Origin of the sequence: Streptomyces sp. NBC_01618, assembly GCF_045209435.1 — a bacterium.
Lineage (GTDB): Bacteria > Actinomycetota > Actinomycetes > Streptomycetales > Streptomycetaceae > Streptomyces.
This window is the reverse complement of record NZ_CP109297.1, coordinates 2,131,364-2,145,798: the sequence shown is the minus strand read 5'-3', so window position 1 is coordinate 2,145,798 and position 14,435 is coordinate 2,131,364. Positions and strand designations below refer to the sequence as shown.

At 70.2% G+C, this 14,435-nt stretch carries 9 protein-coding genes; 7 read left to right on the top strand and 2 right to left on the bottom strand.

Annotated features, from left to right (window positions below):
* Positions 1–658 precede the first annotated feature (658 nt).
* Positions 659–3,649: a bifunctional [glutamine synthetase] adenylyltransferase/[glutamine synthetase]-adenylyl-L-tyrosine phosphorylase gene (locus tag OH735_RS10100; protein ID WP_406381045.1), complete on the top strand. Its 2,991-nt coding sequence runs from the start codon at positions 659–661 to the stop codon at positions 3,647–3,649.
* Between the two features lie 18 nt (positions 3,650–3,667).
* On the opposite strand, the gene OH735_RS10095 is transcribed toward OH735_RS10100, so the two are convergent.
* On the bottom strand, positions 3,668–4,609 hold the full coding sequence (locus OH735_RS10095) for a phosphatase PAP2 family protein (RefSeq protein WP_406381044.1): 942 nt from the start codon (positions 4,607–4,609) through the stop codon (positions 3,668–3,670).
* 95 nt (positions 4,610–4,704) lie between these two features.
* Complete coding sequence (locus OH735_RS10090) at positions 4,705–5,772, bottom strand: LacI family DNA-binding transcriptional regulator (protein ID WP_406381043.1); 1,068 nt, start codon at positions 5,770–5,772, stop codon at positions 4,705–4,707.
* A 357-nt stretch (positions 5,773–6,129) separates the two neighbouring features.
* Here OH735_RS10090 and OH735_RS10085 point away from each other — a divergent pair, with 357 nt between their 5' ends.
* From OH735_RS10085 to OH735_RS10060, 6 genes are all read left to right on the top strand, one after another.
* Entirely contained in the window at positions 6,130–7,404 is a 1,275-nt protein-coding gene (locus tag OH735_RS10085) for an extracellular solute-binding protein (RefSeq protein ID WP_406381042.1), read from the top strand.
* A 19-nt stretch (positions 7,405–7,423) separates the two neighbouring features.
* Complete coding sequence (locus OH735_RS10080; protein WP_406381041.1) at positions 7,424–8,440, top strand: carbohydrate ABC transporter permease; 1,017 nt, start codon at positions 7,424–7,426, stop codon at positions 8,438–8,440.
* Complete coding sequence (locus tag OH735_RS10075; RefSeq protein WP_406381040.1) at positions 8,437–9,330, top strand: sugar ABC transporter permease; 894 nt, start codon at positions 8,437–8,439, stop codon at positions 9,328–9,330. Before OH735_RS10080 ends, OH735_RS10075 begins: the two co-directional genes overlap by 4 nt.
* Before the next feature lie 101 nt (positions 9,331–9,431).
* A complete protein-coding gene (locus OH735_RS10070) occupies positions 9,432–11,108 on the top strand; it encodes a glycoside hydrolase family 13 protein (RefSeq protein WP_406381039.1) in 1,677 nt (558 codons plus the stop codon).
* Positions 11,093–12,151: a LacI family DNA-binding transcriptional regulator gene (locus tag OH735_RS10065; protein WP_406381038.1), complete on the top strand. Its 1,059-nt coding sequence runs from the start codon at positions 11,093–11,095 to the stop codon at positions 12,149–12,151. The genes OH735_RS10070 and OH735_RS10065 overlap by 16 nt, the downstream gene beginning before the upstream one ends.
* 423 nt (positions 12,152–12,574) lie before the next feature.
* Positions 12,575–14,275 carry a carbohydrate-binding module family 20 domain-containing protein gene (locus OH735_RS10060; RefSeq protein WP_406381037.1) on the top strand — a complete coding sequence of 567 codons (1,701 nt, stop codon included), beginning with the start codon at positions 12,575–12,577 and terminating at the stop codon, positions 14,273–14,275.
* The last annotated feature ends 160 nt before the right edge of the window (positions 14,276–14,435 follow it).

The following is a 14,435-nucleotide window of genomic DNA, read 5'->3' as shown; positions in this document are numbered from 1 at the left end:
GCGCCGGCCCGGCGCCGTCGTTCCGCAGACCGTCGGCCGCGTTGCGCCGGGCCCCGCCTTCCGGACCTCAGGGGTTCCAGCCGGAGCGCGTCTTCGCGGCGGGCGAACCGGTCCCGGTCGCACCGGGAGGGGGCTGGCTGCTGTCGGTCGCTCGGGTCCCTCTTCCCGCTGACCGGACCGAGTCGACCGGACCGAATCGACCGGACCGAGTCGACCGGACTGGATCGACCGGACCGTCCTCGGCCGCGCGGCGGCCGAGGACGGTGTCGTCCGCTCGGCGTGTCTGGTCGGCGCGTCCGCTCGACGCGCCCGGTCGACGTCCGAGGGAGAGCGCCGCCGTACGGAGAGCCGGGCCGCGCTGCCCCGCCGCTCAGCCGAACCGCCACCGCGTCTGGCTGAACAGGGCGCCCTTGCCGAAACCGAAGACCGTGCGCGGCGACACTCCACCGCCGGCCACGAGCCCGCTGTCGCGCGCTCGGCGCTGTAGCGGGCGTCCAGCTCGGCGACGGGTGCGAATCGGGACGTGCGAGCCCCCGGCCGGGTCCTCGAAGTGATCCTGCCTGCGAAGTGTGGACCGCGCACCCGCGCCGAATTCATCGGCGCCGGGCTAGGCTCGGAACGCTGGATGGTGTGTGGGCGGCGAGCAGGAGAGCACGGAATGACGACGGTGCCGGGGCGCAGGAGCAGCACGTTCACCCGACTGCTGCGGCACGGTTTCACCGACCCGTCCGCCGCGGAGCGGCTCCTCGACCTGCCCGAGCTGTCGTCCGTACGCTCCGATCCGGTGCTTCTCGACGCCCTCGGGGCCACCGCCGACCCCGATCTGGCACTGCGCGGGGTCGTCCGCCTCGTGGAGGCGGAGGTGCCGGACGAGCGGCAGATCCTGCTGGACACCCTCGTCACCGCCAAACCGCTGCGGGACCGGCTGCTCGGGGTGCTCGGGGCGTCGGAGGCACTCGGTGACCATCTGGCCCGCCACCCCCGCGACTGGCAGGCGCTCGTCACCTACGAGGCCACGGATCTGCACCCCGGGGTGCCCGAATTCGAGCAGGGGCTCGCCGGGGCCGACGACCCCGACTCGCTGCGCGTCGCCTACCGCCGGTGCCTGCTGGCCATAGCGGCCCGCGACGTGTGCGGTACGACGGACGTCGCCGAGGCCGCCGCCGAACTGGCCGATCTGGCCACGGCGACCCTGCGCGCGGCGCTCGCCATCGCCCGTACGACCGCACCCGCCGACGCCGCGCAGTGCCGGCTCGCCGTCATCGCGATGGGCAAGTGCGGCGGCCACGAGCTGAACTACGTCTCCGACGTCGACGTCATCTTCGTCGCCGAACCGGTCGACGGCGTCGAGGAGAGCGCGGGCGTGCAGGCCGCCACCCGGCTGTCCGCGCACATGATGCGGATCTGCTCCGACACGACCGTCGAGGGCACCATCTGGCCCGTCGACGCCAACCTCCGCCCCGAGGGCCGCAACGGACCCCTCGTACGGACGTTGTCCTCGCATCTCGCGTACTACCAGCGCTGGGCCAAGACCTGGGAGTTCCAGGCGCTCCTCAAGGCCCGGCCGGTGGCCGGCGATCCCGAGCTGGGCGCGGAGTACGTCGAGGCCGTCTCGCCGCTCGTGTGGCAGGCCGCGGACCGCGAGAACTTCGTCGCCGACGTGCAGAAGATGCGCCGCCGCGTCGTCGACAACATCCCCGCCGACCGCGTCGACCGTGAGATCAAGCTCGGCCCCGGCGGGCTGCGGGACGTCGAATTCGCCGTACAGCTGCTCCAGCTGGTGCACGGCCGCAACGACACGACCCTGCACAGCGGCTCCACGCTGGACGCCCTGCGGGCGCTCGCCGCGGGCGGCTACGTGGGACGGGTGGACGCCGCCCAACTGGACGACGCCTACCGCTTCCTGCGCGCCATGGAACACCGCATCCAGCTCTACCGGCTGCGCCGCACCCATCTGGTCCCCGAGGGCGAGGCGGATCTGCGGCGCATCGGACGCTCCCTCGGGATGCGCACGGACCCGATCACCGAACTCAACCAGGCGTGGAAGCGGCACGCCTCCGTGGTGCGGCGGCTGCACGAGAAGCTGTTCTACCGGCCGCTGCTCGACGCCGTCGCCCAGCTCGCGCCCGGCGAGTCCCGGCTCAGCGCGAAGGCGGCCGAGCACCGGCTCGAAGCCCTCGGATACGCCGACCCGGCCGCCGCGCTGCGGCACCTGGAGGCGCTGTCGTCCGGCGTGACCCGCAAGGCCGCCATCCAGCGCACCCTGCTGCCGGTGCTGCTCGGCTGGTTCGCGGACTCCGCCGACCCCGACGCCGGGCTGCTCGGCTTCCGCAAGGTGTCCGACGCACTCGGCAAGACCCCCTGGTACCTGCGGCTGCTGCGGGACGAGGGCGCCGCCGCGGAGAACCTGGCCCGGGTCCTCTCGGCCGGCCGGCTCGCCCCCGACCTGCTGCTCCGGGCGCCCGAGGCCGTGGCGATACTCGGCGACCCGCAGGGCCTGAAGCCGCGCGGCCGGGAGCACCTGGAGCAGGAGGTGCTGGCCGCGGTGGGACGGGCGAAGGGCGCCGAATCCGCCGTCTCCGTGGTGCGCGGGGTGCGGCGGCGCGAGCTGTTCCGGACCACGGCCGCGGACATCATCGGCTCGTACGGTACGGAGGAGCGCCCCGCCGAGCAGGACCCCGGGGCCCTCGTCGACCGGGTCGGCAACGCGGTCACCGATCTGAACGCCGTCACGATCGCGGGCGCCCTGCGCGCCGTCGTACGCGAACAGTGGGGGGACACCCTGCCCACCCGGTTCACGGTCATCGGCATGGGCCGGTTCGGTGGACACGAGCTCGGCTACGGTTCCGACGCCGATGTGCTGTTCGTCCACTCACCGCGCGAGGGCGTCGACGACCACGAGGCGGCGCGGGCCGCGAACCAGGTGGTCTCCGAGATGCGGAAACTGCTGCAACTGCCCACTGCCGACCCGCCGTTGGTGATCGACGCGGATCTGCGGCCGGAGGGCAAGAGCGGGCCGCTGGTGCGTACGCTGAAGTCGTACGAGGCCTACTACCGGCGCTGGTCGCTGGTCTGGGAGAGCCAGGCGCTGCTGCGCGCCGAGCCGATGGCGGGCGACGAGGAACTCGGCCGTGAATTCATCGATCTGATCGATCCGCTGCGGTACCCGATGGAGGGACTCGGGGAGGACGCGGTCCGCGAGATCCGCCGTCTGAAGGCCCGTATGGAGTCCGAACGGCTGCCGCGCGGCGCGGACCCGACGCTCCACACCAAGCTGGGGCGCGGCGGGCTGAGCGATGTCGAGTGGACGGTCCAGCTGATGCAGATGCAGCACGGCTGGGCGGAGCCGGGGCTGCGGACGACCCGTACCCGCGAGGCGCTGGCCGCGGCATGTGCCGCGGAGCTGATCCCGGGGGAGGACGCGCAGACCCTGGACGAGGCATGGGTACTGGCGACACGGGTCCGCAACGCGGTGATGCTGGTACGGGGGCGGCCGGGCGACACGTTCCCGTCGGGGCCGCGCGAACTCACCGCGGTGGGCCGGTACCTGGGGTACGAGCCGGGGCACGTCGGGGACATGCTGGACGACTACCGGCGGATCACGCGGCGGGCGCGGGCGGTGGTGGAGGAGCGGTTCTACGGGGCGTGAGGGGCGCGCCCATCACGCTCAGTTGCGTCCCGTCGCGCCCGCGGACAGGCCGGCCGACCGCGGCCTCTCCAGCGGCAGCGGCACCCGCTTCGCGAGGTGGTGCGGCAGCGAGCCGTACCAGGCGTAGGAGGTCGCGTAACCGACGGCCAGACACAGCATGCCGCCCAGCGCGTCCAGCCAGAAGTGGTTGGCGGTCGCCACGATCACGAGCAGGGTGACCGCCGGGTAGAGCAGGCCCAGGACGCGGATCCAGGGCACGGCGGCCAGTGCGTAGAGCGTCAGGCCGCACCAGAGCGACCAGCCGATGTGCATCGAGGGCATGGCCGCGTACTGGTTCGACAAGTTCTTGAAGTTGCCCGACGCCATCGAACCCCAGGTCTGATGGACCACAACGGTGTCGATGAAGTGGCCGCCGCTCATCAGCCGGGGCGGTGCCAGCGGATACAGGTAGTAGCCGAGCAGTGCCACGGCCGTGGTGGCGAACAGGGCCAGACGGGCCGCTGCGTAACGGCCGGGATGACGGTGGAACAGCCACACCAGCACGCAGACGGTGACGACGAAGTGCAGTGTCGCGTAGTAGTAGTTCATCGACACGATCAGCCATGTCACGGAGTTCACCGCGTGGTTGACCGTCTGTTCGACGGCGATGCTCAGGTAGCTCTCGACCGACCAGATCCAGTCGGCGTTGCGCAGCGCCTCGGCCCGCTGTTCCGGGACGGCGTTGCGCACCAGGGAGTACACCCAGTAACTGGCCGCGAGCAGCAGGATTTCGAACCAGACGCGTGGCCGGCGCGGGGACCGCAGGGAGCGCGGGGAACGTGGGGAACGAAGTCTCGCCGGGCCGCTGTCGCGCCGCCCGGCGTTCAGCTCCGCGTCCGCCTTCGGGGCCGCCTCGTCCACGATGGGTGACGGGGTGGCCCCCAACCGGGCTTCCTGTGATGTCCCACTCAATTCACCCATAGGCGCAGAGTCTGCCAGAAACGTCCTTCCCGCCCGATCATCCTCCGGTCGGGTCCGGACCGCACATCTGTCTGCCGGGCTGCGGGCGAGAGGCCCTAGGGGCGGGCGTGCGAACCTGGGAGGGGTCCGGGCGCGGAGGCGGGAGCGGGCCCGGGGCCCGCGGCCGTTGAACCGCGAACGACCAGCTCGGGCATGAAGACGAACTCGCTGTGCGGGGCGGGTGTGCCGCCGATCTCTTCGAGGAGGGTGCGCACGGCGGCCTGGCCCATCGCCGTCACCGGCTGCCGGATCGTCGTCAGCGGCGGATCGGTGAACGCTATGAGCGGCGAGTCGTCGAAACCCACCACCGACAGATCGCGCGGCACTTCCAGCGACAGCCGGCGGGCGGCCCTGATCGCACCGAGCGCCATCATGTCGCTCGCGCACACGACCGCCGTGCACCCCCGCTCCATCAGCGCCGACGCGGCGGCCTGCCCGCCCTCCAGGGTGAACAGCGAGTGCTGGATCAGCTCCTCCACCTCGTCCGGAGCGAGGTTCAACTGCTCCTGCACGGTGGAACGGAAGCCCTCGATCTTGCGCAGGACCGGCACGAACCGCTTGGGTCCAACCGCCAGACCGATCCGCTGATGCCCGAGCGACACCAGGTGCGTCACGGCGAGCCGCATCGCGGCCCGGTCGTCCGGCGAGATGAACGGCGCCTGGACCTTGGGCGAGAAACCGTTGACCAGGACGAACGGGACGCCCTGGGCGCGCAGTTGCTCGTATCGCTGCATGTCGGCCGAGGTGTCGGCGTGCAGCCCGGAGACGAAGATGATGCCCGAGACGCCGCGGTCGACCAGCATCTCGGTCAGTTCGTCCTCGGTGGAGCCGCCGGGGGTCTGGGTCGCCAGCACCGGGGTGTAGCCCTGTCGGGTCAGCGCCTGGCCGATGACCTGTGCCAGCGCCGGGAAGATGGGGTTCTCCAGCTCGGGCGTGATCAGCCCGACCAGTCCCGCGCTGCGCCTGCGCAGCCGAACGGGACGTTCGTAGCCCAGGACGTCGAGCGCGGCGAGGACGGATTCACGGGTGGCCGCTGCAACACCGGGCTTGCCGTTCAGTACACGGCTGACCGTCGCTTCGCTGACCCCCGCCTGAGTTGCGATATCGGCAAGCCGTGCGGTCATGGAAGTGGACTGTACCGGGCGTATGTCGGATTGCCCACCATCCGCAGGAATCGGGCGACCGCGCCCGTGACGTGGTCCGGGGCGCCGTCGCGGCAACATCTTGCAAAGACTTGCGAGCCCGGTCCATGGGCTGCGGTCAGATCGTCGCACTACGGAATTACGGGCTGTGGCCTGCCGCTGCCAGGGATCGACACCTCCCGTCAAGAGGCTTGACGGCAACCTTGAGGACACGCGAATGTAACGATCGTCGGGGCTTGCAGAAATCTTCCGCAAACTCTTTCGGCGTTCTTTCATCCTTGTTACGTTCACGTCGACCCGGCGCCGCGACGGAGCGGTACGGCAGTTGAAGGAGTTCAGATGCGACGTGGCATAACGGCCACCGCCCTGGTCGCGGCCCTGGCGCTCGCGGCGACCGCCTGCGGCAGCGACAGCGATTCCGAGGGCACGAGCAAGAGCTCGGGCGAGCTCTCCGGCACGGTGACGTGGTGGGACACCTCCACCGTGGGCAGCGAGGACAAGGTCTTCAAGAAGATCGCCGAGGACTTCACCAAGCAGCACCCGAAGGTCCATATCAAGTACGTCAACGTGCCCTTCGGTGACGCGCAGAACAAGTTCAAGAACGCGGCCCAGTCCGGCTCCGACGCGCCCGACGTCATCCGCTCCGAGGTCGCCTGGACCCCCGAGTTCGCGGACCTCGACTACCTCGCCCCGCTGGACGGCACCGCCGCGCTGAAGAACCCGGACGACTTCCTGAAGCAGGCCGCCGCGTCCACCAAGTACAACGGCAAGACGTACGCGGTGCCGCAGGTCATCGACTCCATGGGCATCTTCTACAACAAGAAGATCTTCAAGGAGGCCGGCGTCGAGGTCCCCAAGACCGTCGACGAGCTGAAGACCGTCTCCAAGAAGATCAAGGACAAGACCGGCAAGACCGGCATGTACCTGCGCGGTGACGACGCGTACTGGTTCCTCTCTTTCCTGTACGGCGAGGGCGGCGACATGGTCGACGCCTCCACCAAGTCCGTCACCATTGACAACCCCGCGGGCGTCAAGGCGATGAAGGTCGTCAAGGACCTCGTGGACTCCGGTGCCGCCAAGACCGATGCCTCGGACGGCTGGGAGAACATGCAGACGTCCTTCAAGGACGGCAAGGTCGCCATGATCATCAACGGCCCGTGGGCCGTCGCCGACACCTACGCCGGCAAGGAGTTCAAGGACAAGGCCAACCTGGGCATCGCCCCGGTCCCGGCCGGCTCCGCCGCGCAGGGCGCCCCGCAGGGCGGTCACAACCTGGCCGTCTACGCGGGCTCCAAGAACCTCGACGCCTCCTACGCGTTCGTCGACTACATGACGTCCGCGGACACCCAGGCCAAGGTCACCAAGGAGCTGAGCCTCCTGCCGACCCGTACCTCCGCCTACGCCAAGCAGGACGTCGTCGACAACGAGATCGTCGGCTTCTTCAAGCCCGTCGTCGAGACCGCCGTCGAGCGCCCCTGGATCCCGGAGACCGGCAGCCTCTTCGCGCCGCTCGTCACCGAGTACACCAAGGTCCTCACCGGCCAGACCACGCCGGAGAAGGGCGCCAAGACGACCGGCGACTCCTACCGCAAGCTCCTCAAGGGCTGGAAGTAACAGGAAGGCAGGCCGGCTGATGGCTGTCCACACCAGCCAGTCGGTGGCGAAGGCCGCGGGCGACGACGTCGCCCGCGGCCGGAGCCGCGGTACTGGCACCCCCCCGCCGCCGAGCAGGCTCCGGCGGGCCCTGTCGACCCACTGGTACGCCTGGACCATGGTCGCCCCGGTCGTCGTCGTGATCGGCGTGATCATCGGCTATCCGCTGGTCCGCGGCATCTACCTGTCGATGACAGACGCCACCGAGCGCAACGTCGCCCGCTCCATCGGTGTCAACCACTCGCCCGCCACGTACAAGTTCGTGGGCCTGGACAACTACACCGAGGCGCTCACGGGCGACCAGTTCCTCGGCACGCTCGGCTGGACCCTGGTGTGGACGGTCTCCTGCGTGACCATCACCTTCTCCCTCGGCATGGCCCTCGCCAACATCCTCAACCGCAAGATCGCCGGCCGCTCCGCGTACCGGATGGCACTCATCCTGCCCTGGGCCATCCCCGGCTTCGTCTCCGTCTTCGCCTGGCGCTTCCTCTACAACGAGGACCGCGGGCTGCTCAACAAGATCCTCTCCGGCGGCGGAATCGACGCCGTGCCCTGGCTGAACGACCCCACCTGGGCGAAGTTCGCCGTCATCGCCGTCAACGTCTGGCTCGGCGTGCCGTTCATGATGGTCGCCCTGCTCGGCGGGCTGCAGTCGATCCCCAGCGAGCAGTACGAGGCCGCGGAGATGGACGGCGCCACCGCCTGGCAGCGGTTCCGCCACATCACGCTGCCCGGACTGCGGCCGGTCTCCACCACGGTGATCCTGCTCTCCACCATCTGGACCTTCAACATGTTCCCGGTGATCTACCTGCTGACCCGCGGCGGACCCGGCGAGGCCACCCAGATCCTGGTCACCCAGGCGTACAAGTTCTCCTTCGAGATCAGCCCGCGCGACTTCGCGCAGTCCTCCACCTGGGGCGTACTGATCCTCGTACTCCTGCTGATCTTCGCCGCCGTCTACCGGCGAGTCCTGCGCACCCAGGGAGACGACTGGTGACCACCGCCCCCGCAACCACCGCCCCGGCGACGCCCGCACGGCACTCTGTGCGCAAGGTCCGGCTGCGCGGCGAGCGTTCGCCGATCGCCTCCGTCGGACTGCACGTCACACTCATCATCGCGTCCGTGATCGCCGTCTTCCCCGTGCTGTGGGTCCTGCTCACCTCGCTGAAGCCCGCCGCGTACGCGACGACCACGGACTTCTTCAAAGAGACCACGACTCAGAACTACACGAGCCTGATCCAGAACACGAAGTTCCTGACCTGGTTCGGCAACTCCCTGCTCATCGCGGGGCTCACCACACTTCTCGGCGTCATCATCTCCGCCTCCACCGGCTACGCCGTCAGCCGCTTCCGCTTCCCCGGCAAGCGCGGGCTGATGTGGACGCTGCTGATCACCCAGATGTTCCCGGTCGCCGTCCTCATCGTGCCGATCTACAACATCATGGCGGGCATGGGGCTGCTGAATCAGCCCGCCGGCCTCGTCATCACCTACCTCACCATCTCGGTGCCGTTCTGCGCCTGGATGATGAAGGGCTTCTTCGACACCATCCCGCGCGAGATCGACGAGTCGGGCCAGGTCGACGGCCTCACCCCGTTCGGCACGTTCCGGCGGCTCATCCTGCCGCTCGCCAAGCCCGGCCTTGCCGTCACCGCGTTCTACTCCTTCATCACCGCGTGGGGCGAAGTGGCGTACGCCTCCGCCTTCATGGTCGGCGAGGACAACCTCACCCTCGCGGGCGGACTCCAGCTCTTCGTCAACAAGTACGGAGCCCAGTGGGGAGCGATGACCGCCGCGTCCGTGCTCATCGCGATACCCGCGGCCCTGGTCTTCCTCTTCGCCCAGCGCCACCTGGTCACCGGCATGTCCGCCGGAGCCGTCAAGGGCTGACGCGCCCCGCCCCGTACGACCCGCACGCACCAAGTCACGGCGTCGCCGGTATCCCGACCCGGCCCGGTGACGCTCCCCACCCCAGACACCCCAGGGACGACATGACCCAGCACCTCGCTGCCCCCTCCACCGGCACGTCCGCCGACGCTCCGGCCCACCAGACCGGCTGGTGGCAGGACGCGGTGATCTACCAGGTCTATCCACGGAGCTTCGCCGACGGCAACGGCGACGGCATGGGCGACCTCGCAGGCGTACGCGGCAGACTCCCGTACCTCAAGGACCTCGGTGTCGACGCGGTCTGGCTCAGCCCGTTCTACGCGTCCCCGCAGGCCGACGCCGGCTACGACGTCGCCGACTACCGCGCCATCGACCCCATGTTCGGCACCCTGCTGGACGCCGACGCGCTGATCCGGGACGCCCACGACCTGGGCCTGCGGATCATCGTGGACCTGGTGCCCAACCACTCCTCCGACCAGCACGAGTGGTTCAAGCGCGCCCTCACCGAGGGCCCCGGCTCCGCGCTGCGCGAGCGCTACCACTTCCGCCCCGGCAAGGGCGCGGACGGCGAACTCCCGCCCAACGACTGGGAGTCCATCTTCGGCGGCCCCGCCTGGACCCGGACCACCGACCCGGACGGCACCCCCGGCGACTGGTACCTCCACCTCTTCGCACCCGAGCAGCCCGACTTCAACTGGGAACACCCGGCCGTCGCCGACGAGTTCCGCTCGATCCTGCGCTTCTGGCTCGACATGGGCGTCGACGGCTTCCGGGTCGACGTCGCCCACGGCCTCGTCAAGGCCGCCGGCCTGCCCGACCTCGGCACCCACGACCAGCTCAAGCTGCTCGGCAACGACGTCATGCCGTTCTTCGACCAGGACGGGGTCCACGCGATCTACCGCTCCTGGCGCACCATCCTCGACGAGTACCCCGGCGACCGCATCGCCGTCGCCGAGGCCTGGACCCCGACCGTCGAGCGCACCGCCAACTACGTGCGCCCCGACGAGATGCACCAGGCGTTCAACTTCCAGTACCTCTCCACCGCCTGGGACGCCGCCGAGCTGCGCGAGGTCATCGACACCTCGCTCGACGCGATGCGACCGGTCGGCGCCCCCGCCACCTGGGTGCTCTCCAACCACGACGTCACGCGGCACGCCACCCGGTTCGCCAACCCGCCCGGCCTCGGCACCCAGATCCGCACGGCCGGAGACCGCGAACTGGGCCTGCGCCGCGCCCGCGCCGCCACCCTGCTGATGCTGGCGCTGCCCGGTTCCGCGTACGTCTACCAGGGCGAGGAGCTCGGCCTGCCCGACGTCACCGACCTGCCCGACGAGGCCCGCCAGGACCCGTCGTTCTTCCGCGCGGAGGGCCAGGACGGCTTCCGCGACGGCTGCCGGGTGCCGATCCCGTGGACCCGCGAGGGCAGCTCGTACGGCTTCGGCAGCGGTGGCAGCTGGTTGCCCCAGCCCGACAGCTGGGGCGCGCTGAGCGTCGAGGCGCAGGCCGGCGACGCGAACTCCACGCTGGAGCTGTACCGGGCCGCGATCGCCGCCCGCCGGGTGCACCCGGGACTCGGCGCGGGGACCGCGGTGGAGTGGCTCCAGGGCCCCGAGGGGCTGCTGATCTTCGCCCGCCCCGGCTTCGTCTGCACCGTCAACACGACGGGCCGTCCGGTACGCATTCCCGTGCGCGGCACCGTCCTGCTGTCCAGCACCCCGGTCGTCACCGACGGCGCCGAGATCGAGCTCCCCGCGGACACCACGGTGTGGTGGACGGTGTGACGGTTCCTCTGCCCAGGGCCGGTGGTGGGCCGAGGCTCTCGGACATCGCCGGCCAGGCAGCGGTCAGCGAGGCGACCGTCAGCCGGGTGCTCAACGGGAAACCGGGCGTCGCGGACACCACGCGGCAGCGGGTGCTCGCGGCGCTGGACATCCTGGGCTACGAACGGCCCGTGCGGCTGCGGCAGCGCAGCGCCGGGCTGATCGGACTGGTGACGCCCGAGCTCACCAACCCGATCTTCCCGGCGTTCGCGCAGGCCGTCGAACAGGCCCTGGCCGGGCATGGCTACACCCCGGTGCTCTGCACCCAGACACCCGGCGGCGCCACCGAGGACGAACTCGTCGAGCAGCTCGTCGAGCGGGGCGTCGGCGGGATCGTCTTCCTGTCCGGGCTGCACGCCGACCTGTCGGCCGACCCGGCCCGGTACGCCGCACTCACCGAGCGCGGCGTGCCCTTCGTCCTGATCAACGGCTACAACGAACGGATCAACGCCCCGTTCGTCTCGCCCGACGACTCCGCCGCCGTGCGGATGGCCGTCGGCCACCTCGCCGAACTCGGCCACCGCAGGGTCGGTCTGGCCATCGGGCCGCAGCGCTACGTGCCGTCCCGCCGCAAACGCGAGAGTTTCCTCGATGCCGCCGTGAACCTCCTCGGTCTGGGCCGGACCGAGGCCGAACTCCTGGTCTGCTCCGCGCTGTTCGGCGTCGAGGGCGGCCAGGTCGCGGCCGGTGCGCTGCTCGACCAGGGGTGCACGGGCATCGTCTGCGGCAGCGACCAGATGGCGCTCGGCGTGGTGCGTGCGGCCCGGGGCCGCGGACTCGGCGTGCCGCGCGACGTGTCGGTGGTGGGCTTCGACGACTCGCAGCTCATCGCGTTCACCGACCCGCCGCTGACGACGGTGCGTCAGCCCGTGCAGGCGATGGCGGCGGCCGCGGTGAGCGCCCTGCTGGAGGAGATCGGCGGCAGTCCGGTGCAGCGTACGGAGTACGTGTTCCAGCCGGAGCTGGTGGTACGGGGGTCCACGGCCGCGGTCCGGGGCGCCTGAGGCCCGGCCGCGACTTCCGGGCGAGTGGCCCGGGCGCACAGGAGAGGCACCCGGGAGTCGGCCCTGACGGGCCCGCGGGGAGTGGGTGACTCCGGGTGCCTCTCTTGTCCGTGACCGGCCCGGCCGGCCGGGCGCGTGGGGTCCGGGATCACCGAACCCCCGGCCGACCGGACCGGAGTCGGGAGAAACGTAACAGCGCTGCAATGTTTTGCGTAAGACCTTGCAGATGGAAAACCGCTGGATTTCGTGGATGTGAGCGGGTGGTGTCCAAGGGGTTGACCGAGGCCGGACGGGATCGTACGGTCTCCACCGCGGCAAGGTTTGCATTCTTGCAGCAAGAACCTTCAGGAGCCTTGAGGGCAGGGCGCGTTGCCACGTGAGGCTGCACCGTCACCCGCATTTCCCCCCACAGCAGGAGGAAACATGGCACGCAGACCACTGTCTGCAGCGCTCGCCCTGATAGCAGGCGCCGCCGCTCTCGTCGCCCCCACCACGACCGCCCAGGCGTCCACGCCGGGCGACAAGGACGTCACCGCGGTCCTCTTCGAGTGGAAGTTCGACTCCGTGGCCAAGGCCTGCACGGACTCCCTCGGCCCGGCCGGCTACGGCTACGTACAGGTCTCGCCGCCCCAGGAACACATTCAGGGCAGCCAGTGGTGGACCTCGTACCAGCCGGTCAGCTACAAGATCGCCGGACGGCTCGGCGACCGCGCCTCCTTCGCCGCCATGGTCAGCACCTGCCACAGCGCGGGCGTCAAGGTCGTCGCAGACTCCGTCATCAACCACATGTCGGCGGGATCGGGCACCGGCACCGGCGGCTCCTCGTACACCAAGTACAACTACCCCGGCGTGTACTCCGCGGCCGACATGGACGACTGCACCGCGCAGATCAGCAACTACCAGGACCGGGCCAACGTCCAGAACTGCGAACTCGTCGGCCTCGCCGACCTGGACACCGGGGAGGACTACGTCCGCGGCAGGATCGCCGCCTACCTCGGCGACCTGCTCTCCCTCGGCGTCGACGGCTTCCGCATCGACGCCGCCAAACACATGCCCGCCGCCGACCTTGCCAACATCAAGTCGCGGCTGAGCAAACCCGGCGTCTACTGGAAGCAGGAGGCGATCTACGGCGCGGGCGAGGCAGTCCGGCCCGACGAGTACACCGGCACCGGGGACGTCCAGGAATTCCGCTACGCCCGCAGCCTCAAGCAGGTCTTCAACAACGAGAACCTCGCCTACCTGAAGAACTTCGGCGAGGGCTGGGGCTTCATGCCGTCGTCGAAGGCCGCGGTCTTCGTCGACAACCACGACACCGAGCGCGGCGGCGACACACTCAACTACAAGGACGGCGCCAACTACATCCTCGCCAGTGTCTTCATGCTGGCCTGGCCGTACGGCTCGCCCGACGTCCACTCCGGCTACGAGTGGACCGACAAGGACGCGGGTCCGCCGGGCGGCGGTACGGTGAACGCCTGTTACAGCAATGGGTGGAAGTGCCAGCACGCCTGGCGCGAGATCTCCTCCATGGTCGGCTTCCGCAACACGGCACGCGGCGAGTCCGTCACCGACTGGTGGGACAACGGCGGCGACCGGATCGCGTTCGGCCGCGGGTCGAAGGCGTATGTCGCGATCAACCACGAGGGCTCCTCGCTGACCCGTACGTTCCAGACGTCGCTGCCCGCCGGTGACTACTGCGACATCCAGTCCGGCAACGGCGTCACCGTCGACGGCTCCGGCCGGTTCACCGCGACGCTGGGAGCCAACACGGCCCTCGCGCTCCAGGTGGGCGCCCGCACCTGCTCCGGCGGCGGCACCACGGATCCCGGCACCTCCGGCGCCTCCTTCGGAGTCGACGCCACCACCCAGCTCGGCCAGAACATCTACGTCACCGGCAACCAGACCGCCCTCGGCAACTGGAACACCGGCAGCGCGCTGAAGCTCGACCCGGCGACGTACCCGGTCTGGAAGCTCGATGTGAACATGCCTGCAGGTACGTCGTTCGAGTACAAGTACCTCCGCAAGGACGCGAGCGGCAACGTCACCTGGGAGAGCGGCGCGAACCGCACTGCCACCGTGCCGGCGCCGGGGAAGGTCACGCTGACGAGCGACGTCTGGCGCAGCTGAACCCGGTGGCCGGGCCGGGGCGGCTCACCACAGCATCCCGGTCCGGGCGCCGACCCGAGGTCCGGGGACGCATCGGGGCGTCTCCTCGGGTGACGCGGACTCGTCCGCCACCGTGAGCGAAGCGCCTCATTACCGCGCCACCCTGCGGGGATCACCCCGA

Bases quoted from the DNA above. Each gene is read 5' to 3' on its own strand.
- OH735_RS10080 (WP_406381041.1), top strand. From the start codon at position 7,424: ATGGCTGTCCACACCAGCCAGTCGGTGGCGAAGGCCGCGGGCGACGAC.
- OH735_RS10070 (WP_406381039.1), top strand. From the start codon at position 9,432: ATGACCCAGCACCTCGCTGCCCCCTCCACCGGCACGTCCGCCGACGCT.
- OH735_RS10060 (WP_406381037.1), top strand. From the start codon at position 12,575: ATGGCACGCAGACCACTGTCTGCAGCGCTCGCCCTGATAGCAGGCGCC.
- OH735_RS10095 (WP_406381044.1), bottom strand. From the start codon at position 4,609: ATGGGTGAATTGAGTGGGACATCACAGGAAGCCCGGTTGGGGGCCACC.
- OH735_RS10085 (WP_406381042.1), top strand. From the start codon at position 6,130: ATGCGACGTGGCATAACGGCCACCGCCCTGGTCGCGGCCCTGGCGCTC.
- OH735_RS10090 (WP_406381043.1), bottom strand. From the start codon at position 5,772: ATGACCGCACGGCTTGCCGATATCGCAACTCAGGCGGGGGTCAGCGAA.
- OH735_RS10100 (WP_406381045.1), top strand. From the start codon at position 659: ATGACGACGGTGCCGGGGCGCAGGAGCAGCACGTTCACCCGACTGCTG.